Genomic DNA, 26,976 nt, shown 5'->3' on the forward strand with positions numbered 1-26,976 from the left:
TTCTGGCAAGTCTTAAATTTTCTACTTTCTCCATTTGCTTGGACTCGAAAAGTTTTTGGTACGACCCGGTTTGACATGAAACCGCGATCCTGTATTGAATTTTGGAGCATTGAATCGAGCATTATTGAATTTAAAACGACCAGGTTTGATATCCATTTTCCCTCTTGGAATGTAAGTCCTTTCTTTTAGAATCGAAAACAATCCGCCTAAATCAATTTCTCCGTAAACACCACCACCTCCGCCCCCACCGCCAGCTAATTCTTCCTCGCCTTCTTCTTCAAGATCATCGTCGTCATCGTCATCTTCTCCATTATCATTCTTTTTCATTTGATTGGCAGAGGACACATCTAAATCAATTGGTTTTGGTTCTATGTATCTAGATTGGAAATTTACCTGGGAATAAAAATCTAAAATGTTAGATTCGGCTAACTTTGGTAAGTTTTCTAGGTTCGTGTCGTCCTGTATACTTCTAGATAAAATAAAAATTTGACTTTGCGATTTAAAACAAGAAAACACAAAGTATTCTTTTTTAAACTGATCTTTCTCAACATCCGGTTTCGCAATTTCTAATGTAAAAGTATATGTTCCGTCCCGATAATCAGGCGAATAGGTTTCATGAATGATTCCAGATTTTGGATAGTTCTTCTTAATTTTATCAATGAGGTTTGTCGTAATAAAAGTTTTTAAAGTTTTTTCAATCCCTTCAGTGATAATATCAGATTGTATTTTTTGGTTCACATTGATGGCTTGAATTTTAAAAAGCCCATGAATGGGATCAAAAAAGCTAACGTTCCGTTTGCCATCGCGAATAACAGCAAATCGTGTATCCACGGGAATTTGTGTTGTAAAAAGATTTGAATCGGATGTGTATGTTCCGCCAAGGACATCACCATACACTGGATTTAATCGTTTGATTGGCAATGGTTGGCTATTTTTGTTTTCTAAAGCTGCCAAAAATTGATCTTTTGAATGATCTATGAATCTGTAATCTTTGTTATAATTTTCAACTTCGTTAAAAAAATTGAATGTTGGTAAAAGAAGCCATGTGAGAACTCTTCTATATCCAAATTTATACGTTGTTAGAGTTGGTACTGTTTCCATGGACTTTCTTTTGAATACAATGAAATAATGATTTTCATAATTCACGGTAGGAATAATTCCAATAGAGATTAAAAATAAAATAAGGTTATAGTTATCTTTTTCTCTTCTTACATAGTAGAAGTTATAGTAAGTGTCACAATTCTCTATATCATCAAAAAGATTAGGATTATCTCCTGTGTATAAAAAAGTATCTGCATCGATGATTTCAGCATATTTAAATAATGTTTTTTTATCTTTTGGGTCAATTGTCATTTTCTCAATTTGGTGGAACCTTTCAAATGACTTGTTTGTGCGAAAGGATTCTAGCTCTTTAGTATAAGGCCAAGACTTAGGAATTCCGTGAATTTGTTTGATATGTCTAGTGTTTGTATTTTTGAGTTTTAAATTGGTTCGTATATTTTCAATGAACTGGGTGTCGATGAGTGGAAGATTTGATTGAGTGAGTTCATTGGAAGAACCAGATTCTTGGAATTTTAAAATAGAAAAAAAACAGGTTGTTCCCGTCTCTCCTAAGACGTTTCCCCCTTCCGCAATTGGGATATCACCAGATTGGTTTGAAGAAACTCGAGTATGATACCAACTGACCTGGCAATGGAAAAGAAAGAAGAGAAAAATAAAATAGAATTTCATTTCGGGAACCACCGAAGAGGTTAGTGGTTCCCTAGGCTTTGTCAAAACAAAAAGCTAACCAATTGTTGGTGATTCGGAAATCAAATGGTTTCTATTGTTCGACACAGATGATTCTTGCATCGTCCGTGCAAGACATGGTTCCAGAATTACTGATCGCAAGATAATCCGTTTGATTATGTTGTGCCGCCATAAAGGTACCGCCTGCCCTCCAACCCGTACAGTGATTAGGACTACTTGTCCAATTTGGACGCAACCCTGTTGCCGTATTCATTGTGCCAGTCCAATTAGTTCGTGGAGGATTTGTCAAAGGAAAGGTAAAGAGTCCATTGGCATTCGTAGTTCCTATAACGGTAGTTCCATCGGATTGTCTATATTGTTTATTTGCCTTTAAAACCCAGTCTGCATGTTCGGAAGGTCCGCCAGAGCAATTTGCAGTTGTACAAGCAATTCGGGTGGTTTCATCTGTGACAAGTGCTTTGTAAGTGCCACCGCCAGAAGGTTTGTCTGTGGCTTTATTGCAATAACTATCTAATCCACTGATTCCTAAATTTGTATTTAAGGCGGGATAAGAAGCTGTAGAGACAAATATTTTGCAATATGCTGTGCTTGCGCAAGAATTGTCGGAGGTTGATCCAGTGGAACGATTGTTAGCCATTAGTGCAAGAGCACTGACTGCTTCTATATTGTTATTATTTTCTGGTTCACAAGAACTAAGAGTGAAACATATGAAACTAACTACGATTAAATTGATTGTAAGTGAATGTTTTTGAAAGATTCTAAAAGGTTGCAGAAAAAACTCCATAAAAAAGGTAATACCCAAATAGTAACTCAGCCAAGATCAACGTTCTTGGGAATAGAGTCAATTTATTTTGGTGAAATCAGAAAGTGATTCGATGAATGACAAAAAACGTACAGTTTGTAACTTCAATGTAACTTTAGTTGTTGTTTCATTTTAAATTTTTACCAAATGGTTTGGTAAAAAGGTTCTTAATCGGATTTTAAAAACAAAACAATGGTTTTGCGATTGACTCTTCACAAAACCATTGTTCCCGATTGTTATTGTTCTACACAGATGATAGCCGCAGTATTCGTACATCCAGCGGTTCCAGCAGCATAGATTGCATCAGATGATGTACTGTCATATGTTGCCATTGCGAAACTACCAGTCCCCGTCCATTGTGAACAATGATTACCATTACTAGTCCAATTTGCATTCAGTCCTGTTGCTGTCATATTTGTAAAAGGAATTGCATTGCTAATTGAATTTGTCAAAGGAAAGGTAAAGATGCCATTGGCATTGGTTGTGCCAATCACCGTGGTTCCATTGGATCGCCTATATTCTTTATTTGCCTTTAACACCCATCCAGTATGTTCGGAAGGTCCCCCAGAGCAATTTGCAGTTGTACAAGCAATTCGATTGGCTCCATCTGTGACAAGAGCTTTGTAAGTCCCACCACCAGAAGGTTTATCAGAGGCGTTATTACAATAATTATCTAATCCACTGATTCCTAAATTCGTATTCAAGGCAGGAAAAGTATTGGCTGTGACAAATATTTTGCATGGACCAGTTGTGGAGCAAGGGCCAACAGAAGTATTTGTTGCACTTGTAGTAGAAGAAGTAGAACTGCTGTTATTTGACACGAGTGCAAGAGCACTGACTGCAGCCGTATTGTCGGTCTTATTTTCTTCACAAGAGATGAGTGTTAAACAGGTTAGGCTAATAATGATTAAATTAACTGTAAAAAAGGAATTTGATAAGTATTTCAGTTTTTGCAAAAAAAAATTCTCCAATATAAGGGTAATACCCAAAGTTGCTCGGTTAGAGTCGACTTTTTTGGAAAGCGAGTCAATTTATTTTAGGGAAATGCTAAGATTATTTTTCTTTTTTGGCAAATGAATAAAAAAGTACAATATGAACGATTGTTTTTGAATGAATTTTTGAATTAGAGAATACTGATACAAATTGATGACAAATTCAACAAATCAATGTTATAGGAAACATTTTTAAAAGTATAAAAGCCATCAAGATTTGTATGAATGATTATTTAAATATTGGTAAGATAAAAAAATCAATTTGTCATATTACCATTGGAACCAATATACAATCAGTGGCTCCAATGGATATGTTCTGAAGTTTCCCCAGAGCAATTCGCGTTAGAACATACCCTTCTTTTGGTTCCATCCGATACTAATGCTTTGTAGACAGTCGTACTTGATGGTATATTTGTCGAATTGTTACAGTGCGTATCAAAGCCGGAATTACCTGCATTGATAGGAGCAGTTGGAGTTGCGATAAATATTTTACAGTTTCCAGTTGTGACAAAATACGGTGTTGTGCTACTGAAACTGCGGTTTTGATCCTATTTTCGATTTAAGAATTGGATTCATTTCTCTGGAAATTAGGTCCGAAAGCTAGGATCAGGCCCCAGTTTGGGTAAAATTCCTGAAAATTTTGTTTCCAAAATGGCCATTTTTTCCATAACTACTACTAGTTTATGGAAATATTTGTTACAGCCGTCACGATTTTCGTCCTCGCGATCTTCGTGGGATTTGAAATCATCACAAAAATCCCCCCCATCCTCCACACCCCTCTTATGTCGGGTTCCAACGCCATTTCCGGCATTACCTTGATTGGTGCGCTTTATGCAGCCGGAATCCAAGAGAGCAATATCACAAAAATTTTGGGCTTACTCTCTGTTATTTTTGCTACGATCAACGTAGTAGGTGGGTTTCTTGTGACTCATAGAATGCTCGGAATGTTTAAGAAAAAGGACGCACCTAAATAATGGAATTAGTCAGTATTCTTAACCTATCTTACCTTGTTGCTTCCATTCTTTTTATCGTTGGAATCAAACAGCTAGCACATCCTAAAACTGCATCTCGAGGAAATTTACTCGGTGCCTTAGGTATGCTCATTGCGGTTGTCGCAACTCTCTTCGACCAAGCCATCTTAACTTACGATTGGATCCTTGTTGGGGTTCTGATTGGATCACTCATAGGAATTATTTTAGCGATCAAAATCCAGATGACTGCAATGCCACAACTTGTTGCCGTTCTCAACGGATTTGGTGGAATCGCATCTGTGTTTGTTGCTGGCGCTGCGCTTCAACTTTCTATTCCTAAATATGCTTTTGCTGTGAACTACCAAGAAATCGTATCCATCGTATTCTCTGCAATTGTTGGTGGAATTACTTTCTCTGGAAGTTTTATCGCCTTCGGTAAGTTACAAGGTTTTATTACAGAAAAAGCAGTTCGTTATCCCGGTGACCAACTTGTTAAAATCTTAGTTGGTCTTACAGCAGTCGGTCTTGGTGTGTATGGATGTTTAGAGCCAACAGATGAATCCATTTATTGGATATTAAGTGGTGTGAGTTTACTACTTGGGGTGTTCCTTGTGATCCCGATTGGTGGGGCTGACATGCCGGTTGTGATCTCTCTTCTGAACTCTTATTCAGGGATTGCAGCATCAGCAACAGGATTTGTTCTTAACAATAACGTGCTGATCATTTCAGGATCACTTGTTGGAGCTTCTGGAATTATTCTAACGCAAATCATGTGTAAAGCGATGAATCGTAGTTTGACGAATGTGCTCTTCGGTGGCTTCGGGGCTGTCGCTACAGAAATGAAAGATGATGGCGATTTTTACTCAGGTAAAGTGAAATCTACAAGTGCTGAAGAAGTCGCAATGTTGTTAGATGTCGCACGAAGTGTAGTGATTGTCCCTGGATATGGTATGGCTGTAGCGCAAGCGCAACATACTGTCCGCGATTTATACCAACTTTTAACTGCACGTGGTATCGATGTTACATTTGCAATCCATCCAGTAGCAGGTCGTATGCCTGGTCACATGAACGTTTTACTTGCGGAAGCAGATATTCCTTATGATCGATTGAAAGAGATGGACGAGATCAATAGTACTTTCGAAAATGTTGATGTTGTGATAGTCAATGGGGCAAATGACGTAACAAACCCTCTTGCAAAAACAGATCCAAAATCACCAATTGCTGGTATGCCGATTTTGGATGTTGGAAATGCTAAGACAGTTGTTGTGATCAAACGTTCCTTAAGTCCTGGATTTGCAGGAGTGCCTAACCCACTCTTCATTGCTGACAACTGTTTGATGTTGTTTGGTGATGGTAAAAAAGCAACACAAGAGATGATCACAGCTTTAAAAGAATCTTAGAGCCGGAAAATATGAAGAAACAAGTCTATATCGTTGATGACCACCCTCTTGTAGTAGATGCACTACAAAACCTAATTGCTAAATCGGAAGATTTAGAGTGCATCGGGAGTGCGGATAACATTGAAAAATCATTTAATGATATAGAAAAACTGCAACCAAGTTTGGTGTTAATTGATATTCAACTCAAACAAAACCAGAATGGTTTGCAGTTACTCAAACGTCTTAGAACAACTTTTCCTAATATTGCCGTCATCATCATCAGTATGTTGACGGATGATACCTTTGTGGATCGTGCTTTTAAACTCGGTGCTATGGGTTATGTTTTCAAAGAAGACACTACCACACAAATCGTAGAAGCCATCCACACTGTGCTGAAGGGAGATTATTTTGTGAGTTCTTCCCAAGCCACTCGTCTGCTCGGACATTTGTACAGAGCTTCCCAAAAAGACGAAAAAGATCCTATCGACAGATTGTCCAATCGTGAATTGGAAGTGTTTCTCATGATAGGAGAAGGGATGCCGGTCAAAGAAATTGCTGCCAATATGGGTCTTGCCCCTTCCACTATTGAAACTTTACGTTCACGTATAAAATCCAAACTCAGCATCACTGAAAACGAAAAACTAATTCGTGTGGCTGTGGAATGGAAATACACGCAAGCTAAAACGGATATCGTCGTTTCTTAATCAATATCTAAGTTTAAAATAGTGATACAGTAAGTCTTTTCCCTCGCGGGAAGAGAGTAACATTCTGTAAGCTTCTGCAATTTTAGATTCGTTTTGTGATTGTTTTTGGATGAAATGAAAGAAGTCATTTGCTCTTTCATCGTATCCTAAATTCAAAAGTAGATTTAAATAAAAACTTTGGTCATATTCATCGGCAAACGGTGAGTAGGCGATTGGTCGAAGTAGGTTTTCCGCATCTCTCCATTTACGAATTTCAAAGTAACATCGTGCATATATCTTTTTTTCTCTCCATCCAAGGACTCTTTGGTTTTTTAAATAAGTGAGAGATTTTTTCGGATCTTTTTCGAGTAAATATACAACGCGGCCCATTAAATGGGATGCTTGGATGTGTTTGGGATCTTGTTCCAAAATGGTGGAAAGTTCCACTTTAGCTTTTTCCGTTTCATTTAGTTCTAAATAAGTTTTTGCTAAAATGAGTTTTGCTTCATTGTAGTTTGCTTTGTATTCTAAAGATTTGTTTAAGGAAACAATTGCATTGTTGTAATCTTTTAGTATAAAGTAGGCAAGACCTAAGTTGTAATGATAAAATGGATTGTATGGGGAAATTTGATTGGTTTCCATCCAAGTATCTTTTGCCTCGGCCCAACTATCTTCCTGAGCATAAATCATACCGAGTAAAAAACTTGCTGCTTCATGGTTTGGTTCTTTTTTAAGAGCTTTGTTTAAACTTTCTTTTGCCTCTTGCCATTCCATTCTTGAGTATAACAAACTTCCGTTTAAATAATCATACTCAGGATAGGATTTATAAACATCGGATTGGATTTTTCTCCATTCAGTATCCGCTAAAAGAAATCTTCCATAACGAAGTGCATTGATGATATTGCGACTGACTTTTTCCAATTCGATCTTTGCATTGATTTCTATGGTTTCTTTGTCTTCGGTTTGAGCAAAAATAGAATTTGTAAAAAGTAAAAGAAGAAAACCGAAAAATAGAATTTGTATTTTAGCTTTCATAAATTGATTCTAACCATTTCAAAATTTTTAAGTGAGCATCGCGAACTAATTTTATTTTTAAATGAGGAAAAACTTTCGGAAACTGATTGTTTTCATTTAATTCAGAAAAAGATCCTAAGTAGGGAATTCCTAATTCTTTTTCAGCAAATTTACCCAAAGATTCATGTATAGGTGTAATTCCTAACAAACAAACTTTTTTACCATAGGATAGAGATTCCATCATCGTTTGACCAAAGTAAGTAAGAACAACTTCAGATGTTTGAATATGTTTTAAAAATTCAATATAAGAAACTCTTTGGATATACTGCACTTCCTTTGTTATGGGAGGTGTTCCCCCAATGCGAACCGCTGAATTTATGTTAGTTTTCCCAAGAGAAGCATTGGTATTTAGAAATTGTAATACATAGCTATCAATTTGTTCTGATTCTTCTTTTCCTAAATTGCCTGCATAGATTAGAATTTGCCCAGGGATGGTGGATTGATTCCAATCCAATTCGGAAAGCGGGGAACTAAAATATGATATAAGATCGCCCGGGGTAAGTGCTGCCACTGGATTTGGGAGAAAAAAACTAGAATTGGATTTGTTTGGCAAATGATGGAGATTATCGATATAAAACAAATGGTTTAAGGGAAATTCATTTTCTCTGATATCTAATATCTGTGGTAGATGTTTAGATTGGAGATCTGGTTTGTCTGAAACTATGGGATGGTATCCGTTCATCTCCAAAAATACAGACAAAGATTTGCATCGTTCCCAATGTCCACTTCCATAGAGAGAAGGTTCTGCATAGACAATCCGCACTGGTTTGGATTCGCCATTTGTTTTTGGCAAAGGAAACGTTACTTGTTCCACAGAAGCGTTAACCAAAAAAACTTCCGGTTGGTCTTTTGCAAGTTGGATCACTTCTTTGGCACCAAACAGTGGGTCTCTCGTTCCTAATTTTTCCCACAAGGAACAAACAAGTTCAAAATCTTTGGATTCATCAACAGTGATTCGAAGAGAACTTGGATTTAAATCAACGAACTGATTGAGATGTGGGGCAGACAATCGATATTGTTTATGGATTTCTGGATGTTCTTTGATATGAAGGGAAACATGTTCTGTATGTCGTTCCGGTGCTTTGCCTTCTAAATCAAACAAAAGAGAATCTGCAGAAAAACATTCTACTCCCATTCCCAAGGGCAATCCAACCATAGATAGACTATAATAAGGATCAGAAATATACGTAATTGCTTCATACAAATAACGTATGGATTCTAAATCAACAAAAGGATTATCTCCAGTTAGGCGGAATATATGTTTGGAATTAAAATGAAGACAAGCTTTGCGAAATCTATCTCGAACATCAGATTCCGATCCAACAAAGTATTGGTAATGTTTTTTATTTAGAAATGCAATGAGTTCTGTATCCCCTTCGGGAACCAAAAAAACAATCTGTTCTTTGGGGAAGATGGTAGAAAGTCGATTATGGATATGACAAAGGACAGAAGTATTGGATTCTTCTGGGATGGACTTTAAAATTTTTTTAGGGAATCTTGTGGAACCTAGTCTTGCCTGGATGAAGGCAAAACAATCACGCGTTGAAAGTATACCACTCATCACAATTCAAACAAGGGGCAGGAATTTTATCGTGTTCACCATTAAAGCTATGTTTAAAAAAATCCAATCCTTTTTGCCAAACATCGCCGAGAGTTTCTGTATATAAATTTCCGATCACTTCCGTTTGTTTTTGTTTGCAAATGGAAACAGTTCCATCTACGGAAAGAGACAAATCTCGCACCAAATGCCAACAAAAATCTCTATGAATCGGAGTGAGATCACTCACTCGACGTTCAGGGAGCTTGTGTGCAAACGTATTGAATTTTTGTAGAATCACATTGATTCCTTTTTTCTCAAAAAAAGTAAAATAAGGATCAATCTCTTCTTCTACTTCTTTCATTTTGATCATCTGCACATGTAATGATTTGTTGGGAAGGTTTTGCGAAAGTAAATCAATCGTACCTAGCACTTTTTCCAGTTTTGGTTTTCCATATAATGATTTGTAAACATCTGGATTTAAAGTGGTTACATTTACGATGACACAAAGTTTTTCTTTATCCGAAGGAGTTAAACTTTCTATCAGAGACAACAATGAGTCTGTATTTGTGTAGAGAGCTGTTTCGACGATGAGTTCCGATAAAGAATTTAATTTTAAAATTTCTAAAACTATATTTTTAAAATTTGGGTGGAGGAGGGGTTCTCCATTTCCTGTTAGACTGATGGTAATCGGAGAAGAAAGTTCATTGCCCAGTTTGGTGATGGTGGATTTTACATCTTCTAAAGAAACAAAACTTCCATCATTACTTAAATTTGCGAACTCACGCGGACAAAATGTACATTTAAGCTCACAACCTTTATAAATTTCCCATTCCAAATAAGAAGGAGCACTTCGAAATAAATTTGGATTTTCTTTTAATTTAGAAAGGAGATTTTCATACGTTAAATCTTTACCCAAAGGCAATAACCCTTGGATGAGAATTAGCGAACGAAAAGAGGAAAGTCGAAAGTCCAAACGAAGTTGGCGAAGGTCCGGTGCCTTATAAAAAATATCTACATCATATTGGTTGATGTTTTTTAGAAAAAACGAATGGATGTCAGTGGTCAGTGTATCCGGTAAAGAAGTAAGAAATTCACGAGTGATGATCGTGGGTGTGAGCCCTGGCGGTAAATTTTCCGAATAAGAATACTGGCTAAAAAAGTTTTTATGACGATCCCATGCTGTTTCTGTTAGTCTAGAATCTAAAAGTGGAGATATTCCAGTGAAATATAAAAAACAAACTTCATCCCAATCTGGATCTTTAAACTTTGACTCTGGCAAAATTTTTCCTAATTTGAGGAGAAATTCATATTCCTTGGATACATCGTCATGGAGTAAAATTTGGTTTTTTAAAGCACTGGAATTTATTTTTTGTGAAAGAGATTCGTTTGTATTGATATGAATTTGAATTTTGGGAAATGTTTTGGAGAGGCGATGTACAAATTCTTCCCATAATTCAGGTTTAAAATTTTGGTTTAAAAATTGAATGGATTGGGAGTCCAAATAGACAACCGCAAAACTTGGGTTATAGTCTTTCCGGTTCATCATTAGTCTATATTGTATTTTTCTTCCGGATTGCTGATATTGTATTCTTTGATATAAATAGGATCAAAGATGGAGATGGAGGAATTTTTTCGTGTATTGGAAACCCAGTCTTCAAAAGAAGTTTGTTCCTTTTCTCGAAATAAAAATCCTTGGATCCCTTTTCTGACTGCATCTAATGGAGTGGGACGCATTCCTTCAATGAAAACTAAACAATAACGTTTGCGATCATCACGGAATACTTCTGAAATTTTTCCAGCTCCACCTACTTGTGTTAATACAGAAGCAGTTGTGGGTTGGGATTTGTATAGTTCGAAGGTTGGAACCCAGTTGACGAGTCCACCGTTCAAGCGATATCGAGATTCGTTTCTTGGGCCAGAAGCAACAAGTTTAAAGAAAGAAGGATCTTTTAAAGATTTGTTTCGAATTTCAGTGAGTTCATTAAACACTCTTGTTTCTTCATCAATAGATGAATTGGCTGGTGAAAAAACAATTTCTCTAAATCTAAATTCAGAACCCACCTTCGCCTTGTTTTTGTTATACCAAGCTTGTACTTCTTGTTCTGAAGGTAAAGGCGGACTTACTTTGATTTGTAGAAGTTGGCCTTTTTTGATTTGGTAAGGTAGATCTTCCAACCAAACATCATAAGGTAAATTGAATTGGGTTTGGACGGCCTTTTTGAATTGTTCCAGATCACTAATTCCTTGTGCTTCCATCCGTTTTTGGATTTCTGCTTCGATTCGTTTTTCATTGACCTGGATGGATTCTTCTTCGGCAGCATTGTCCACCACAGCTCGATCGATTAGAAAATCCACCACTTGGGAATGAAGAGATCCTTTTTTACGATAATTGGGAAAAAAGCGAGATAGGTTTTTGTAACGTTCCACACCTTCTTCATAATCCAAACTTGAGATGGATTTGGGTCCAACGATCACTAAAACGGAATTTAAAGATTCGTAAGAACTTAAACTGATAATGGGAGCAAAAAAGAGGCTAAAAACAAAAACCGATGCAAAAAATAAAATCAAAAGTCGAGGCATTCGAAGTCCTTTTTGCATACGGTCGTAAATTTACCCGATGAACGTAGTATGTAAAGCCTTTACTGCATCTTCCGCTTGGTTTTGTTTGATGACGCAGGAAATTTTAATCTCTGAGGTGGAGATCATTTCAATATTGATGTTTTTTTCAGCGAGTGATTGGAACATCTTAGCGGCCACACCTACATGGGATTTCATCCCCACACCAACAGCAGAAACAATCGAAATGTTTTCGTCTATTTCTGCTTTTCCATTTCCATGATCTTTTGCATAGGCATCAATGATTGGTTTTGCTGCGGAAATGTCTTTTTTGGCAATGGTAAAAGAAATGGTATTGATTCCGTCTCTTGGAGACGATTGAACGATGACATCCACAATCACATCTTTGTTTGCTAATTGAGTGAATAACTCTGCGGCAATCCCTGGTTTGTCTTTTACATCGGCAATGGTAACTCGAGCTTGGTCACCTTTAGCAGTTACTCCGCTCACTTTCATTTTTTCCATAATTTTGTCCTCACTCATCACTAAAGTTCCCGGTTTGTCGTGGAAACTGGATCGTACGTGGATGACCACGTTATAGTTCATACCTAATTCAACACTTCGAGAATGAAGGACTCCCGCACCAAGGCTAGCGAGTTCTAACATTTCTTCGTAAGTGATTTGTTTATGCATCTTTGCTGTAGGAATTTTTCTTGGATCGGCAGTGTAAACACCATCAACGTCAGTATAAATTTCACACTCATCTGCACCAAGGGCAGCAGCAAGTGCTACAGCAGAAGTGTCACTTCCTCCGCGACCAAGGGTGACAATATTTTCGTCTTTATCAATTCCTTGGAAACCGGCAACTATCACCACCTTCCCTTTGTTAAATGCTTCATCAATGCGAGAACGATCGATCATTTCGATTTTTCCATTGGAGAAGTTTCCATCAGTTAAGATTTTTAATTGAGAACCAGTAAAGGATTGTGCCGGGACTCCAATTTCATTCAGAGCAATGGCAAGAAGAGCAATCGAGACTTGTTCACCTGTCGAGAGCAACATATCCATTTCTCGTTTGGGAGGATTTTTAGAAATTTGGTCAGCAAGGTCGACAAGTTCGTCGGTAGTATGTCCCATTGCAGAAACTACAACGGCAACTTTTTGGCCTTCGTCGTGGTAACGTTTGATGCGTTTGGCCACATTTTGGATTTTAGTGGTGTCACCAACGGAGGTTCCACCGTATTTTTGGACAACGATTTTCGATGACATGGGTATATGGACAGGGTGCTACAGGCAAATCGGGAATCAAGTAGAATGAATTTTTTTGCAACCAAACGTAATGAGAGGACTCCAATAGATATAGGTTTCCCTGAATGAATTCTTCCTCCTCAACCGTCGAGCCGATTGTCAAAGAAAAGGCTCCTTTACTTTTTCTAATTTTGTTTTTTTTGGTCCAAGCCACTGTCCTTACCGTTTTTACCGTTCCCTTTTCCTGGTCTCTGGTGGGGCTGGCCCTTGGATCCTATTTCCTTCGGATGTTTGGAATCACTGCTGCTTACCATCGTTATTTTTCACATGCTTCCTTCAAAACATCCCGCGTGTTTCAATTTGTTTTGGCATGGATCGGGGCCATGGCTATGCAGAAAGGTCCACTCTGGTGGGCGGCTCACCATAGAAACCACCATAAGTATTCAGATACCGAAAAGGACATCCATTCTCCCAGCCGAAAGGGATTTTGGTATTCGCATATGTTTTGGTTTTTAAGAAACGATTACAATGATTATGAAGCCAAACTCATTCCTGATTTTTATAAATATCCCGAGTTACGTTTTATCGACCGTCACCATTGGATTGCACCGTTATCGTATGCCATCTTACTCTATTTAGTGGGTGGTTGGGCTTGGCTTGTGTATGGATATGCTGTTTCTACTTTCTTTTTAGGCCATGCCACGTGGACGATTAATTCTCTTTCTCATGTTTACGGTTCAGTGCGGTATGATTCACGCGATACGAGTAAAAATAATTTTTGGCTGGCACTTCTTACGATGGGTGAAGGTTGGCATAACAACCACCACTATTACTGTTCATCGGTAAACCAAGGGTTCTATTGGTATGAAGTGGATGTTTCTTATTATATTTTAAAAGTTCTTAGTTGGTTTGGGATTGTTTGGGATTTAAAAAAACCACCTAAAAAAGTGATTGAGGAAGGACTTCTTCGAGACCGCGAACAAAAGGCAACAAAACGATTCCTACGTGAATCGAAACAATCTTCTAAGATCAAAAACAAAACAGAGGTATTGTCTATTTAAATTGAGGTTGTTATACCCCTAATCGTTTTCTTATATCTGCTGGGATACTTTGGATGGAATCATATTTTTTTTTCTTTCCGCCTGGCAGAGAAACATAATAAAATCCATTGATCATTTCTAAAAAGTAGTCTTCTCCTTTTTCTCCTAAGGACCGATTGTCCAGTTCCTTTACCATTTTTTGGTATTTGGCGGGAAGGAGATTCCAATTCATATAATTGGTAACCACACCTTGGTCATTCACTGTATAAGCACCATCTTGGTGGAGGATTTTTGTCCCATTGTAATCAAAAACTTCCATCACCTTCAGATTGGTATCTTTTGATTGTTTGGAATCCTTTTTCGATTTGTTGGAAGACTGGTTGGAAAGGTCTTCCTGGTTACTGTTTTGTTTTGATTTTAAACCTGTGGCGGTTTCTTTTTTTCTAAGTTTTCCGAATACGAGTAGAAAAAGACCGGCTAATGCTAGTGATGCGAATAAAAAAACTTCCGCAGTTGATAAATCAAATAAATACCGCCACATAACTATCTAAAACTCGTACTAATTGCTTTACAGGAGTCAGGAAGATATCCTTCCGTATTCCATGTGTTACAATCTGTCAGTTCAATTGCCTTAAAACAAAGTTTTAATTCGTCAATTTTAACTCTACCAAGCACCAGTGCACCAGGAAGTTTGTTTGCACCGCAGGAAGAGTTTTTTAAAGCATAAGTTTCAAAAATCTTTTGGTTTCCTTCACTTGCAGAATAAAACAAATCATCTCGATTTTGAATGCATTGAAAGTTGATTCCAATGCTAAAAAGAAGGGCGATAATCCCGAGGTAGAAAAATTTCATTTTTTAAGTTTGATCCGAGAAACTTCTTTCACGGGAATGGGAAGTTTCCCAAAAGCACTATCTACTTGAACCGTTCCATAAATTTCGAATTCTGCATCTTCCCCTCGTCTAGCTGCATCTGATAGTTGTTTTGCTAACATAAGAAGTTTGGGTAGAATTGAACCTTTTTGTTCAGGAACAAGTTTCAAAACCACCAATGCCTCAGAGTTTGGTTCTACTTCGAGAGGCGTTTCGTTTTGGAGTTTTCCTATGTATTCTTTTCCTTTAGGAGTCACAAGTTCTATCTCCAAATCAAATTGATAGATGGAGACTTTGGTGTTGTTTGGATTGACCACTGAAACTTGCGGATACAAATCCACTAAGGGAATTAATGGAAAATTTGGATTTGGTTTGAGGTCCACACGAACATCCACCAAATCAAACTGACAGGCCTTTAAACTTTCTAAGTTCTTTTTTGTATCACTTAGACAATGGACAAAAACGAATGAAAAAAGAACTAAAGATAAAAATAAATATCTACGGACCAAATACTACCTTCCCTTCGGTCATATGTTGTTTGTAAAATTCCAAACCTTCTTTGTATTCTTCAAATTTAAATCGTTTGTTGATTTTGGTTTGGAAAACAGTTTTTAAATACTTTTGTGCTTCTTTTGCTTGTTTCTGAAATTCTTCTAAACCAATTTCATAAATCCAGGAAGACAACCAAAACCCTTCGATCTTTTTGTTTTGAAAAAGGATAATCCCTGAATTTACGGCAAATGGTTTTTCGGAAAGAGCTCCATAACAAACTACTTTTGATCCATATGGCATACATTCTACGAGGGACTGCGCTGTTTCCCCTGCCACTGCATCAATCGCATAAGTTGCATTTAGTTTTTTAGAGATTTTGAATAAATCTTTTTGGTAGTTGGGAGAAGTGGAGTTTAAAATGTTTTCTGCACCAATTTCTAAAAGACTATCTTCTTGTTCTTTTTTTCGCACAACATTGATTAAAGGGATTCCACGTTCTTTACAAAGTCGAACCACCATTTTACCCAAGGCACTGGCAGCTGCCGTTTGGATCATAGCAGGATGGCCTTCTTTGGAACCTTTGGAAACCATAGCCCAAGCAGTCATAGGGTTTACAAAAAAACTAGACCCTTCGTCAAGGCTCACTCCATCCACTAACGGCAAACAGTTGTCTTCTGTAGTGATCATATATTCTGCCCAGGACCCATCATTTTGCGGAGCCACACAAGACACATTCATTCCTACTTTTAAAGTTTTGATGGCACTGCCTACGGCATCGACGATTCCACTGGCTTCAAACCCTGCAGAGACAGGAGCTTTTTTTTTGAATCCATACAGTCCACGGATGAACATTAGATCAGAAGGATTGATCGGAGAAAGATGGATTTTGATCCTGACTTCGTTCTCTTTCGGTGTTGGAACTTCTTTTTCACGGAGTTCCAATTGAGGTTCGGATTCGTCGTATTTGAGGATGGTGACTGCTTTCATCTTCTCCCATTCAGTCATTTAAAATCTGCTTGCCAACTCTTTCTTTGGAAGGAAGAATTTTAAGTCTGCCGTGAAATCAAAAAAGTTATCAAAGGAATCCCTGACTGGGATCGTTTTTTTTTCTATTTTGGTCTTTGCTTTTTTCACTACAGTCATTGAGCCAGATCGACCTGCCAAAAAATACCCTTACCGGTTATCTTTATTTTACTCTCGCATTGATGGAATTAAGGAAGGGACCGAGGTTCGAATTTTAGGAATCCAAAAAGGGTATGTAGCCCATATCGATTCTAGGCCACTGATTGATGTACCCGATCGCCGGTTTCTCGACCATAACATAGATCATGCGATAGAATTACATATTGCTTTGGAAGATCCATTGACCCTTTGGGATAACTATGAAGTGGATTTTCAAACCATAACATTGTTTTCAGGAAGGATCATCAATATCAACCCAGGAAGTTCTGATGGAAAACGTCCTTTTTTTAAACCCACGTTTCGTGAGGGTGAAAAAAGTCCCGACTATTTGCCTTCGGCTCGTTATTTTGATGATTTTTTCAAAGCCACTTCCGTGACGATGGAAGAAAATCGGGCAGACCTCAGACAAATCACATTGGATTTTCGTTCCATCTCCGATAAATTAAATCATACAGAAGGAACAATTCCCAAATTAATCGGGAGTACAGAAATGTATGATGAACTTCTTGCGACTGTGAAGGACGCAGAAACCATTGGAAAAGAAGGAAGGCGTTATATGGAAAGTTCTAGAAATTTAGAAAACACCATGCCGATTCCTTTTTTAATTACAGCATCGTATTACGGACGTACAACGCCAATTACGGGAAGAAGGATTGGACCACAAGAATAATGAAAGTTGCAATTATACATGATTGGCTCACCGGTATGCGCGGTGGCGAAATCGTACTCGATAGTTTATTAAAAGCATTTCCAGAAGCGGATTTATTTACTCTTTTTTATTCCAAAGGAAAATTAAACGAAAGGATTGAAAATAGAAAGATCACAACGGCTTTCACAAACAATCTTCCATTCAAAGAAAAATACTATCGTTACTATTTACCTGTTTTCCCCACTGCCATCGAATCATTGGATTTAAAAGGATATGATGTGGTGATTAGTTCTTCGCACTGTGTGGCCAAAGGAGTCATTCCTCATCCTGATACCTTCCATTTGAGTTATATCCATAGCCCCATGCGGTACGTTTGGGATATGTATTATGATTATTTTCCTGGTCGGAAAGGTATTAAATTTTTTCTTTTACAAACCATTGCCAATTACCTACGTACTTGGGATGCCGCATCTGCCAATCGCGTGGATTATTTTACATGTAACTCGCATTTTGTGGGAAGACGGATCCAAAAGTATTATCGACGTGATTATAAAATTGTGTATCCTCCCTGTTTACCCCAAGACTTCCGAGTTCATGATGTTTCAAAAGATGACTATTACTTGATGGTCTCGGCCTTTGCCCCTTATAAAAAAATTGACCTAGCCATTGAAGCCTTCCGCGAAAACGGAAAACCACTCATCCTTGTGGGTGGGGGCCAAGAAGAGGGGAAACTCGTCAAAAATTTACCGAAAAACATCCTCTGGAAAAAGGGACTCCCTCGTACAGAGGTGGTAGAGCTATACAAAAAAGCACGAGGGTTTATTTTTCCTGGAATGGAAGACTTCGGAATCACTCCTGTTGAGTCGCAAGCCTATGCCACACCTGTCATCGCCTACGGGAAGGGGGGTGCGTTGGAATCGGTCAAAGAAGACAGAACTGGGGTATTTTTCAAAGAACAGACCGTAAAATCCTTAAATGAGGCCATCCAAAGGGCTGAGAAGATCCATTTCAAACGCGGAGATTTCCAAAATTCCATCAATCGATTTACGGAAGAAAAATTCGTAAGCGAAATTCGAAAGGTAGTCGATAGACATAAATAGAAATCTCTGAAGGGGGATCTCTTGGTCATTTTACATCGACTCAAAGGTGCTGAATTTGTTCTCAATGCAGATTTGATTGAGACCATTGAAGCAAATCCGGATACGATCATCACTCTTGTGAATGAGAAAAAGTTCATTGTACAAGAGCCTGTCGCGGAAGTTGTGGAAAAGGTAATTGTTTACCAAACGAGAATCCACAACCTCCCTCGAGTCACTGAAAGAAGGCCTGAGGAAACATAAGAAATGGATATAGCTACAGTCATTGGTTTGGCCCTTGGAGCGGCCTTGATGTTACTTGGGGTGGTTTCGGGTGGTCTTGCATTAACAGACCTTATCGATATTCCCTCAGTGATGATTACATTTGGTGGGGCCGCCGCCGCCACGATCATTTCTTTTCCTTGGACCTCTACCATTGGAGTGGGAGCCGTTACCAAAAAAGCCTTCCAAAATCCTCCCTCAGACTTACCAGGTCTCATTACGACACTCGTTAGTTTTTCTGAAAAAGCTCGTCGTGAAGGTTTACTTGCCTTAGAAGATGATATCAATGAACTACCAGAAGAATTTTTAAAGAAGGGAATCCAACTCGTAGTGGATGGAACGGATCCGGAACTCGTTCGAAATATTATGGAAACCGAAATTGGGAACACGGCCACAAGGCATGCTTATGGTCGCTCTTGGTGGGATGCTTACGCTGGTTTTGCGCCAGGGTTCGGGATGCTTGGGACCCTTGTGGGTCTTGTGGGGATGTTAAAGAACTTAGGTGGTGGGGATGCAAGTGCCATCGGACAAGGTATGGCGACAGCCCTCATTACCACATTGTACGGATCACTTGCTCAGAACTTATTTGCCGCACCGATTGTGAGAAAACTTACGAGACGATCGGAAGATGAACTTGTGATCAAACAAGTTATGGTGGAAGGAACTTTATCGATTCAATCCGGGGACAACCCAAGGATTGTAAAAGAGAAACTTGCGAGTTTCTTAACTCCTGCTGAAAGAACAGCACTCAAAGACGACGGAGATTAATATCTAAACTATGGCGTCTAAAAAAGAAAAATGTCCTGAGTGCATCCAAAAGGTTCCCGAGTTCATGGCAACTTATGGGGACATGGTGACACTTCTCCTTTGTTTCTTTATCCTTTTGTATACAACAGGGAAAACAGATGCAAAGGAGATGCAGATCATTTTATCTGCATTCAAATCCACTACAGGATTTTTCACTGGGGGACAAACACTATCCAAAGGTTCTTTGGAAGAGATGGGAATGCAAATTGAGTCTCTTCCTTCCCAAGTGGTAGGGCGTAACCTTTCTAAATCCAAAAAAGATGCCCAAGAAGTTTTTAAACCTGAAGTAGAAGCAGGAAAAGTTCGAATTTCGGAAAACGAAAGAGGACTTGTGATTTCCCTTGTGGGAGCTGATTATTTTTATCCTGGTTCGGCCATCCTAACACCTGCAATCCGAGAAACATTACGAAAAGCAGCTGGGCTTATCAAAGGGCTCGAACGATTTGTTCGAGTAGAAGGACATAGTGATGACGATGCTGTCAATCCTGTAAACCGTCCTGGCCGTGAAGAAAGAGAATATATCAATAACTGGGATTTGGCGGGAGCAAGAGCTGTGAATGCTACTGTTTTTATGATCAATTCAGAAGAAATTGAACCAAGTTGGTTCCAAGCGGTTAGTTTTGGATCCTATAGACCTCTTGTATTGGAGAATGAAGGCACACCGGAAGCAAAAGCTTTCAATCGTAGAGTGGATATCATCATTCTGACAGAGAAGTCTACCAAACGAGCACCAGGGGAAAGTAAATACGGACTACCTGACACTCGTTTACCGAACACTGAAACAAATGTAGAAGGAGAATTTTAACATGGGTGACCGTGAAGTAGATGAAGAAGAAGGTGGGTTAGCCGAAGGTAGTACCGCCTCCACAGGGATGTCCCCCATTGTAAAATGGTTATTGTACATTGCTGCTGCCATTTTTGGGATTATCATTGTAACCGTAATATCGATGTTTGTTGCTCAAAAAACTGCAACAAGTGTGTTTAAACAACAAAAGAATATCTCTCTTGTGAAAGCTCCCCCTCCTTTGGAAGTTTACACATTTCAAGAAGAATTTAGAGTGAATACTTCTGATGTTGGTGAGTCACACTTTGTGAAGTTAAAGATGTCTCTTGGATTTGAATCGGGTCAACCTGCACTTTCTGCGGAACTTGCTGCACGTGTGGCACAAATGCAAAACATCATTAACCTTGTCATTGCACGTAAAACAAAAGACGATTTAAAATCCATTACCAACCAATTGGATTTACGTGAGGAAATCAAAGCCCACTTAAATCATATTTTGACCAATGGAAAAATCAAAGAGGTTTACTTTACCGAGTTCTTGGTAAACTAGGACTATGTCCGACCAAATCCTCGGTGTGATCCCTGCGCGCTACGCGAGCACAAGACTCCCCGGAAAACCACTGGCCCTCATTGGTACAAAACCAATGATCCAGTGGACTTACCACCACGCATCTCTTTCCAAATCTATCCACCGTTTGGTGGTGGCCACTGACGACAAACGAATTCATGAGGCCGTCATTGCTTTTGGTGGGGAATCGGTTCTCACAAGTCCCGACCATCCAACTGGCACGGATCGTATCATCGAAGTCGCAGAAAAATTTCCAGATTACGGAATCATTCTGAACATCCAAGGGGACGAACCCGGGATGGAACCAAACCTCATGGATGGGGTTTTGGATTTAAAAACCAAACATAGAAATTGGGAAATGACCACAGCGGCGGTTCCTTTTACTTCCTCAGAAGATCCAAAAGATCCTAACAAAGTAAAGGTGGTCTTTGACAGAAACGGACGTGCCAATTATTTTTCACGTTCTCCGATCCCCGCTTCTTTTAAGGGAGAGGCAACTTACCATCGGCATTTAGGAATTTATGCCTATGAAAGAGAATTTTTAATGCAGTACAACCAATTGCCAGCTTCTGATTGGGAAACGGTAGAATCATTAGAACAACTTCGTGCTTTGCAAAATGGATCTACCATTGGAGTTTATCTTTCTGATAAAGCCAACTTGGGTGTGGATTCACCAGCAGATTTAGAAGTGGTAATTCGGGATTTTAAAGCGAAGGGTTTGATTTAACGATTTTTCCTTTCTCAATCGATGCTTATTTCCAAATGAATCAAATATTTGAGAGGAAATCAAGTTAGGAACCAATTAATCATTGCTCATAAGTTTTTATCTTCCATAATCTTATCTTTAGATTAAAAGACAAAAAGATTATATCAAATTGGATCAACTCAAAGGATTGTATGGTAAATAACATTTGTTTTGTTTGTAAAAAATCATTTCGTGAACATCAGTTAATAAGTGGTTTTGGTATAGGTAACGAAATTGTAGAACTCATTAATGAAAAATATCCAGGTTGGAATGACCAAAGTAAGATTTGTAAAAATGATTTTAATATTTTTCGAATGAAGTATATTACTCAGTTAGTTGAAGAAGAAAAAGGAAACATTGAAAATTTAGAGAGAGAAGTTATCAAAAGTATCAATGAAAATGAAATTTTAACAATTGATACTTCCTTAAAAACAGATTCACTTACATTTGGAGATAGAATTTCGGACAAAGTTGCATCCTTTGGGGGCAGTTGGAAATTTATTATCGCTTTCTTTTCTGTATTAATTCTATGGATATTTGGAAATAGTTTTTATCTGTATCTCAAGCCATTTGATCCATATCCATTTATATTATTGAATTTAATCTTATCTTGCGTTGCCGCAATACAAGCACCTATCATTATGATGAGTCAAAATAGACAAGAGGTAAAGGATAGAATTCGCGCAGAGAATGATTACAAAGTGAATCTAAAATCTGAGATTGAAATTAGAACCTTACATGAAAAAGTGGATCATCTTTTACTCGACCAATGGTCAAAAATGATGAAGATCCAGGCGATTCAGATCGAGATTTTAAACGAAATCCGAAGCAAAATCAAATAAGGTTCCAATATTAATCTATTTTAAATTTTTCTTATTCGTTATTTCTCATCCCCCGAGAGATATAATCATACAAAAACTCTCCAGTGATCACACCAGGGATGATGACTTTTTGTGCTCCATCCGCTACTAACTTTTTGGCTTCACCAGGTTCATCACTGGTAAGGATGATTTTTGCGTTGGGTGCAAGTTTACTGAGTGTAGAGAGCAAACGGTTGTTATTGGTTCCTTTTAAGAAGGAATCAGAAATGGTGCAGATGACCATCGATGCATCGTGAAGGCCAATATGGGATAAAGAATCTGGATGGGCCAGGTCGGCATAGGCCCATTGGAATCCTTTGTTTGTGAGTTCGTCTTTGAAGGCTGGGTTGTAGTCAGCAATGATGATCCGTTTGATGAGTGAAGGGGATAAGTCTTCTAAGTATTCCACAAAGGCACGTGCAATTCGGAAATATCCAAGGACGATGATGTCTCGCACCATTCCGTCGCCATGCCCCCCGTGACCTGCTTTATCTTCTTTTCCAGATTCTTCCGCTTGGTCAGTGATACCAACACGAGCGAGTAATCTTTCGAATGTCGCAGCGATATTATGGTTAAACATAATGATGTAAGTGGAGAGAACTGATGCAATGATGGTCGAAGTTAAAATCACTGCTTGCAATTTTGGAGTGATATGTTCAAATCCAGCACCTAACGCTAAAATAACGAGCGAAAACTCTGAAATCTGTGCTAGGTTGAGTGCAGTTAAGAAACCATTTCGAACCCCTTTGTTGAGTTTGATGATGACAGGGGCAATGGTAATCATTCTTACAAATAACATAAGAGCAATGATGGCTGCAGAAAGCCCAATCACTTCCAAACTTGGAAGAGGTACTTTTAGTCCCAGGGCCACAAAAAATAGAGTCACAAAGAAGTCGCGAATTCCAATCAGTTTGGAAATTACATCTGCTCCATAAGGGAAAGCAGCGATACTCATACCAGCAACGAGTGCACCCATTTCTTTGGAAAGTCCTGCTTCTCCTGCGATCCCGCAGACAAGAAAACACCACATAATAGAGGTTAAAAGGATAAGTTCCGGGCTACTAGCACAGGCTTTGTATAACTTGGCCAAAACATAACGGCTGACACTAAAACTAAAGGCAATAAGTAAAACAATGATCCCAACAGAAGATAGAATTTTTAGTATTTCTGGATTGTTTAAGTTGGGTTGGACCCCCATAAACAAAATGGCCCAGATGTCTTGGAATACCAAAACCCCAACCGTCAATTTTCCTGAGAGGGTGTTGATTTCAACTTTATCTTGTAGTAATTTAACAACGATTAACGTAGAACTAAGAGAAAGTGCAACGGCTATGTAAAGAAGGTCAAACTTTTCAGATCCAATAGGAAGACCAAAAAAAGGAAACACAGAATACACAAAAGCAACGGAAAGAGTGAACTGAAGGATTCCCAAAGTAAACATAGCCTTACCCATTTTTGCGAGTTCGGCCAAATTGATTTCCAATCCGATGATGAAGAGAAGTAAGATGAGTCCGATTTCTGAAATGAGTTCGATACTTGCTTCGTTCGTGACAAGTTCAAACCCCATCTCTTTACCGAGCATGGCCCCACCGATGATATAACCTAAAATTAACGGTTGTTTGAGTACTCTTGCGATGTGACTTAAGACTGTTGCGAAAATAATACTGAGACCAATGTCTTGTAATAGTGACTCTTCCCCGTGCATAGATACCTTCTTTAGGGAAAAGTTTAGAGATTCACGGAGTAGTGAAAGTCGTTTTTTTTTCTGAACAATAAAACAAACTACGGAAAGGGAGAAATTTGCAAAATGGAAGCCGTAGAGGCTTGGAAATGGGCAATGGCCACATGATGATCGTACAATGCCTTAATTTCTCGAACAGCGGCTTCGGCACTTGTCTGTTCTCTAATATTCACGAATAGAAGAGTAGAATCACCAAGGGCAAACCGTTCACGTTCCATCTCTTCTAACTTTCTTGCTAGTTCCACTTCATTTTGAGTAACAGTTACACGTTTTGCCGAGGCAATCACCTCTGAAATGGAATCTTGTACTTCTGTTTTGATTTTATCTTTTGAAAATTGTAGTTCTTGGTCGAGTTGGGCAATCTTTGCTTCAGCTGCTCCAATCATCCCTCTCGGTCTTTTGGTTTGGATGGGGAGGTTGAGGATGAGAGAGGCTTCTAGTTCTGGTTTTGCTCTTGTGACAGAACCTGGACCAAAGTCTTGTGATCCAGCAACCACTAAATCCACTTGTGGTTTTAACGAGTTATAACCCATATCTTGGTCTACGCGAACTTTATCTCGTTTGAATTCAAAGTCTTGTAATTCCGGTCGATACTTCCAAGCCAGTTTGATACTTTTTTCCAATTCCACTTTTTTATAATCAATAGGTTTTGGAAATCCTATGGGCAATCTGTTTGTTGTAGGAAGGATTAAATTCCCATCAGGTGCACGTAGGAATAAAGACAAATCGATGGCCGCTTTTTGCATCTCTCGTTCTGCAGAAACAAATTGAGATTCTCTTTGCAAAATTGCTCGGTCATTTTCTGTTCCTTCCATTTTCGGAATGTCACCTAACTTGATTCTTTCGGTAATTTGATTTTGCCTGTTCTTTGCGATTGCTAACAAGTCTTTGTTGACTAAATATTCTTGGCCACTGGCGACCCATTTCCAATAACGTTTTGTTGCTTCTTTAATGACTTCGATTTTTAATTTTTGAATGGAGAGTTCTGCGAGTCTACGGTCTAGGTCCGCTTTTTTGATATCGGCTCTGTTTTTATCAATCTCACGATTGCGCATCAGGGGAAAGATGGCACCCGCCCGAATTTCACCATGATCATTCGTTTCTCTTTTTCCATCATAAACCGGAAAGGTTCCCCGACCAATGCGATAACCAGCAAAAAAAGAAGTTCCGCCAAGTGGAGTTGGTTTTTCAAACATTGCATCAGCTGAATTGTTTGTATAATAACCCATTGGTTTTGTGGTTCCCATGGATTTAAATTGTAAATCAAATGCACCTTCAGCTGCTAGATAGTTGTATTCGGCTTCTGATAAAAGTTTTTCTGCGGCAAGAACTAGTGGATAAGATTTTTCAACAGACTTTAAAAGTTCTTCTAAAGTAAGAACTCCTGGTTGTTGGTTGATATAGTCTTGAGAATAAATATTGGGACCATGTAAAGATTCAAAGGGATCTCGTGTTGGATCAGCTTCTAAGACAAAGGAAAAAAACATTCCAAATGGACAAAGGATTGCAAGTAAAGATTGTTTGAATTTTGATTTCATTTGACCTTATCCCCACTTCCAGTTTCATCTAACAATGATTTCATCTCTGGATCATCCATTGGTAAGTTTGGTGGGAAGTCATTAAACCTTCTCCAAAGTTCATAACCAACACTGACACGATTAAGAAAAATCCAACCTTTGGCTCTCACACCTTGCCTGAGATAACGACTGGACGGCCACTTACGATCATCTCGATCTGGGATGACAAGGACTCGGAAATTTCCAGATCCATTGTCTGTGATATCAACAAGTTTGACCGTTCCTCCAAAAGTTCCTACGGCAGTTTCCGGCCAACCGCTGATTTGTAAAACTGGGTATCCTTGGAATTGTAAACGAACCTTTCTTCCTTCACCTACGAGCGGAATATCGTTGCCGGAGATAAAAAGTTCCACTGCTTTGTCTTCTGCATCGGGAACAAGGATCGCTACTCCATCTCCTTCTTTGACTTGTTGTGTGTCAGGATTTACCAAAATTCGCATAATGGTTCCATCCCTCGGTGCAAATATTTCTTGGTTTTCTTGTCTTGATAACCGAGCCTCTAACTTTGGTAAGTCTTCCAAAACACGTGCTACTTCCGATTGCGCAGAAGCTAAGGAAGCCTTGGCATCATTGATCGACGCTTCTGCATCTTGTGCTACTTTTCCTGTATCACTGTATAAGGCCCTTTCTTCTTTAATGGCTGCATCATAAGTTGCTTTTGCACGATCAAGACCCGTCTCGGCATTGGTATGTTCTAGTTCTGCCAGTTCCAATGTTCGTTTGGAGGTAAGGCCTTTTTCCCATAATTGTTTTTGACGATCAAGATTGAGGTTTGCTGTTTTTAACGCAGCTTTTGCGGCATCTACTGCTTGTTCGCTGGCACGGACTCGATCTTTTGCCATCATCCTTCTGGAATCTGCGGCATCCACAGCACTGCCACGAGAAGAACGTAAACTAATGATTCGTGATCGAATGTTGTCTTCTCTGGATCTTGCTGCTTCTAACCGTTGTAAGAGTGCATTTCTTTCCTCACGAATTCGATTGATAAAGTTGGGATCGTTATCAGAGATATCAATGATAGGATCACCTTTTCTCACACGAGTCCCTTCATGTACATGCCATTTCACAACGCGTCCACTAATGGGAGATTCAATGACTTGTTGACGGTCTAGGGGAGCATATGCAACAACTCTACCAAATCCCATCGTTGTTTGTTGCCAAGGTACGTACAATAAGATGAGAAAACTTAAAAAGAATATGATGGTGAGAAGATAAGCTAGACTTTGTGCGGGTAAAGCTGTTTGCACCAATCGATATGAAGGTAGATTTTTATGTAGTTTCCATTTTTGTGACATATCAGTTTTCATAA

Annotated in this window: 28 protein-coding genes; 12 read left to right on the forward strand and 16 right to left on the reverse strand. The window is 38.7% G+C overall.

Going from position 1 to position 26,976, the window contains the following annotated elements:
• Positions 1 to 21: 21 nt before the first annotated feature.
• The 4 genes from EHR01_RS15645 to EHR01_RS19460 all read right to left on the reverse strand — a co-directional run bounded on the left by EHR01_RS15645 (position 22) and on the right by EHR01_RS19460 (position 4,031).
• On the reverse strand, positions 22 to 1,731 hold the full coding sequence (locus EHR01_RS15645; RefSeq protein ID WP_135696020.1) for a hypothetical protein: 1,710 nt from the start codon (positions 1,729 to 1,731) through the stop codon (positions 22 to 24).
• 91 nt (positions 1,732 to 1,822) lie between these two features.
• Positions 1,823 to 2,533, reverse strand: a complete 711-nt coding sequence (locus EHR01_RS15650) for a DUF1554 domain-containing protein (RefSeq protein ID WP_135696021.1) — start codon at positions 2,531 to 2,533, stop codon at positions 1,823 to 1,825.
• Between the two features lie 254 nt (positions 2,534 to 2,787).
• Positions 2,788 to 3,507 (reverse strand): DUF1554 domain-containing protein, encoded by a 720-nt coding sequence (locus tag EHR01_RS15655; protein ID WP_244310149.1) that lies wholly within the window; start codon positions 3,505 to 3,507, stop codon positions 2,788 to 2,790.
• 329 nt (positions 3,508 to 3,836) lie between these two features.
• A complete protein-coding gene (locus tag EHR01_RS19460) occupies positions 3,837 to 4,031 on the reverse strand; it encodes a DUF1554 domain-containing protein (protein WP_135697401.1) in 195 nt (64 codons plus the stop codon).
• A 195-nt stretch (positions 4,032 to 4,226) separates the two neighbouring features.
• Here EHR01_RS19460 and EHR01_RS15665 point away from each other — a divergent pair, with 195 nt between their 5' ends.
• The 3 genes from EHR01_RS15665 to EHR01_RS15675 are packed head-to-tail and all read left to right on the forward strand — an operon-like array spanning position 4,227 to position 6,597.
• A complete protein-coding gene (locus EHR01_RS15665; RefSeq protein WP_035983036.1) occupies positions 4,227 to 4,517 on the forward strand; it encodes an NAD(P) transhydrogenase subunit alpha part 2 in 291 nt (96 codons plus the stop codon).
• A complete protein-coding gene (locus tag EHR01_RS15670) occupies positions 4,517 to 5,914 on the forward strand; it encodes an NAD(P)(+) transhydrogenase (Re/Si-specific) subunit beta (protein WP_135696023.1) in 1,398 nt (465 codons plus the stop codon). Before EHR01_RS15665 ends, EHR01_RS15670 begins: the two co-directional genes overlap by 1 nt.
• A gap of 11 nt (positions 5,915 to 5,925) precedes the next feature.
• Positions 5,926 to 6,597: a response regulator transcription factor gene (locus tag EHR01_RS15675; protein ID WP_002977218.1), complete on the forward strand. Its 672-nt coding sequence runs from the start codon at positions 5,926 to 5,928 to the stop codon at positions 6,595 to 6,597.
• Here EHR01_RS15675 and EHR01_RS15680 read toward each other — a convergent pair whose 3' ends face one another.
• From EHR01_RS15680 to EHR01_RS15700, 5 genes are read right to left on the reverse strand one after another with little or no spacing between them, the layout of a single operon-like run.
• A complete protein-coding gene (locus EHR01_RS15680; protein ID WP_135696024.1) occupies positions 6,598 to 7,611 on the reverse strand; it encodes a tetratricopeptide repeat protein in 1,014 nt (337 codons plus the stop codon).
• The gene (locus tag EHR01_RS15685) at positions 7,601 to 9,211 is read right to left on the reverse strand and encodes a cytidylyltransferase domain-containing protein (protein WP_135696025.1); all 1,611 of its coding nucleotides are present in this window, start codon (positions 9,209 to 9,211) and stop codon (positions 7,601 to 7,603) included. Before EHR01_RS15685 ends, EHR01_RS15680 begins: the two co-directional genes overlap by 11 nt.
• Positions 9,186 to 10,736, reverse strand: coding sequence for a spiro-SPASM protein (locus EHR01_RS15690; protein WP_135696026.1), 1,551 nt, complete (start codon positions 10,734 to 10,736; stop codon positions 9,186 to 9,188). Before EHR01_RS15690 ends, EHR01_RS15685 begins: the two co-directional genes overlap by 26 nt.
• Complete coding sequence (locus EHR01_RS15695) at positions 10,736 to 11,788, reverse strand: putative peptidyl-prolyl cis-trans isomerase (RefSeq protein WP_135696027.1); 1,053 nt, start codon at positions 11,786 to 11,788, stop codon at positions 10,736 to 10,738. Before EHR01_RS15695 ends, EHR01_RS15690 begins: the two co-directional genes overlap by 1 nt.
• A 12-nt stretch (positions 11,789 to 11,800) precedes the next feature.
• Positions 11,801 to 13,015 (reverse strand): aspartate kinase, encoded by a 1,215-nt coding sequence (locus EHR01_RS15700; protein WP_004786328.1) that lies wholly within the window; start codon positions 13,013 to 13,015, stop codon positions 11,801 to 11,803.
• A 104-nt stretch (positions 13,016 to 13,119) separates the two neighbouring features.
• Between EHR01_RS15700 and EHR01_RS15705 the strand changes: the two genes are divergently transcribed.
• Positions 13,120 to 14,055, forward strand: a complete 936-nt coding sequence (locus tag EHR01_RS15705; RefSeq protein ID WP_135696028.1) for an acyl-CoA desaturase — start codon at positions 13,120 to 13,122, stop codon at positions 14,053 to 14,055.
• 10 nt (positions 14,056 to 14,065) lie between these two features.
• On the opposite strand, the gene EHR01_RS15710 is transcribed toward EHR01_RS15705, so the two are convergent.
• Genes EHR01_RS15710 through EHR01_RS15725 form a run of 4 tightly spaced genes read right to left on the reverse strand, consistent with a single transcriptional unit; the run spans position 14,066 to position 16,383 of the window.
• A complete protein-coding gene (locus tag EHR01_RS15710; protein WP_135696030.1) occupies positions 14,066 to 14,575 on the reverse strand; it encodes a hypothetical protein in 510 nt (169 codons plus the stop codon).
• A gap of 2 nt (positions 14,576 to 14,577) precedes the next feature.
• A complete protein-coding gene (locus EHR01_RS15715) occupies positions 14,578 to 14,886 on the reverse strand; it encodes an LIC13255 family lipoprotein (RefSeq protein WP_135696032.1) in 309 nt (102 codons plus the stop codon).
• Positions 14,883 to 15,413, reverse strand: a complete 531-nt coding sequence (locus EHR01_RS15720; protein ID WP_135696034.1) for a hypothetical protein — start codon at positions 15,411 to 15,413, stop codon at positions 14,883 to 14,885. Before EHR01_RS15720 ends, EHR01_RS15715 begins: the two co-directional genes overlap by 4 nt.
• Positions 15,403 to 16,383: a zinc-binding dehydrogenase gene (locus tag EHR01_RS15725; RefSeq protein ID WP_244310151.1), complete on the reverse strand. Its 981-nt coding sequence runs from the start codon at positions 16,381 to 16,383 to the stop codon at positions 15,403 to 15,405. Before EHR01_RS15725 ends, EHR01_RS15720 begins: the two co-directional genes overlap by 11 nt.
• A 70-nt stretch (positions 16,384 to 16,453) precedes the next feature.
• On the opposite strand from EHR01_RS15725, the gene EHR01_RS15730 reads away from it, so the two are divergent.
• The 8 genes from EHR01_RS15730 (at position 16,454) to EHR01_RS15765 (ending at position 22,331) form a co-directional block, all read left to right on the forward strand.
• Positions 16,454 to 17,248, forward strand: a complete 795-nt coding sequence (locus EHR01_RS15730; RefSeq protein ID WP_135696038.1) for an MlaD family protein — start codon at positions 16,454 to 16,456, stop codon at positions 17,246 to 17,248.
• Positions 17,248 to 18,327: a glycosyltransferase gene (locus tag EHR01_RS15735; protein ID WP_135696040.1), complete on the forward strand. Its 1,080-nt coding sequence runs from the start codon at positions 17,248 to 17,250 to the stop codon at positions 18,325 to 18,327. The genes EHR01_RS15730 and EHR01_RS15735 overlap by 1 nt, the downstream gene beginning before the upstream one ends.
• A gap of 21 nt (positions 18,328 to 18,348) precedes the next feature.
• Positions 18,349 to 18,567: a flagellar FlbD family protein gene (locus EHR01_RS15740; RefSeq protein ID WP_135696042.1), complete on the forward strand. Its 219-nt coding sequence runs from the start codon at positions 18,349 to 18,351 to the stop codon at positions 18,565 to 18,567.
• Between the two features lie 3 nt (positions 18,568 to 18,570).
• Entirely contained in the window at positions 18,571 to 19,353 is a 783-nt protein-coding gene (locus EHR01_RS15745; protein ID WP_004784282.1) for a motility protein A, read from the forward strand.
• Between the two features lie 10 nt (positions 19,354 to 19,363).
• A complete protein-coding gene (motB, locus tag EHR01_RS15750) occupies positions 19,364 to 20,197 on the forward strand; it encodes a flagellar motor protein MotB (protein ID WP_040917235.1) in 834 nt (277 codons plus the stop codon).
• A 1-nt stretch (position 20,198) separates the two neighbouring features.
• Positions 20,199 to 20,726: a flagellar basal body-associated FliL family protein gene (locus EHR01_RS15755; RefSeq protein WP_004786009.1), complete on the forward strand. Its 528-nt coding sequence runs from the start codon at positions 20,199 to 20,201 to the stop codon at positions 20,724 to 20,726.
• A gap of 4 nt (positions 20,727 to 20,730) precedes the next feature.
• On the forward strand, positions 20,731 to 21,471 hold the full coding sequence (gene kdsB / locus EHR01_RS15760; RefSeq protein ID WP_135696044.1) for a 3-deoxy-manno-octulosonate cytidylyltransferase: 741 nt from the start codon (positions 20,731 to 20,733) through the stop codon (positions 21,469 to 21,471).
• 170 nt (positions 21,472 to 21,641) lie between these two features.
• Positions 21,642 to 22,331 carry a DUF1003 domain-containing protein gene (locus EHR01_RS15765; protein ID WP_135696046.1) on the forward strand — a complete coding sequence of 230 codons (690 nt, stop codon included), beginning with the start codon at positions 21,642 to 21,644 and terminating at the stop codon, positions 22,329 to 22,331.
• A gap of 31 nt (positions 22,332 to 22,362) precedes the next feature.
• Here the strand turns inward: EHR01_RS15765 and EHR01_RS15770 are convergent, their stop codons facing one another.
• The 3 genes from EHR01_RS15770 to EHR01_RS15780 form a co-directional block, all read right to left on the reverse strand.
• Positions 22,363 to 24,054, reverse strand: a complete 1,692-nt coding sequence (locus tag EHR01_RS15770) for a cation:proton antiporter (protein WP_135696048.1) — start codon at positions 24,052 to 24,054, stop codon at positions 22,363 to 22,365.
• 77 nt (positions 24,055 to 24,131) lie between these two features.
• On the reverse strand, positions 24,132 to 25,628 hold the full coding sequence (locus EHR01_RS15775; RefSeq protein WP_135696050.1) for a TolC family protein: 1,497 nt from the start codon (positions 25,626 to 25,628) through the stop codon (positions 24,132 to 24,134).
• Positions 25,625 to 26,962: an HlyD family secretion protein gene (locus EHR01_RS15780; protein WP_208721796.1), complete on the reverse strand. Its 1,338-nt coding sequence runs from the start codon at positions 26,960 to 26,962 to the stop codon at positions 25,625 to 25,627. Before EHR01_RS15780 ends, EHR01_RS15775 begins: the two co-directional genes overlap by 4 nt.
• Positions 26,963 to 26,976 lie beyond the last annotated feature (14 nt).

This window comes from Leptospira mtsangambouensis (assembly GCF_004770475.1).
GTDB lineage: Bacteria > Spirochaetota > Leptospiria > Leptospirales > Leptospiraceae > Leptospira_A > Leptospira_A mtsangambouensis.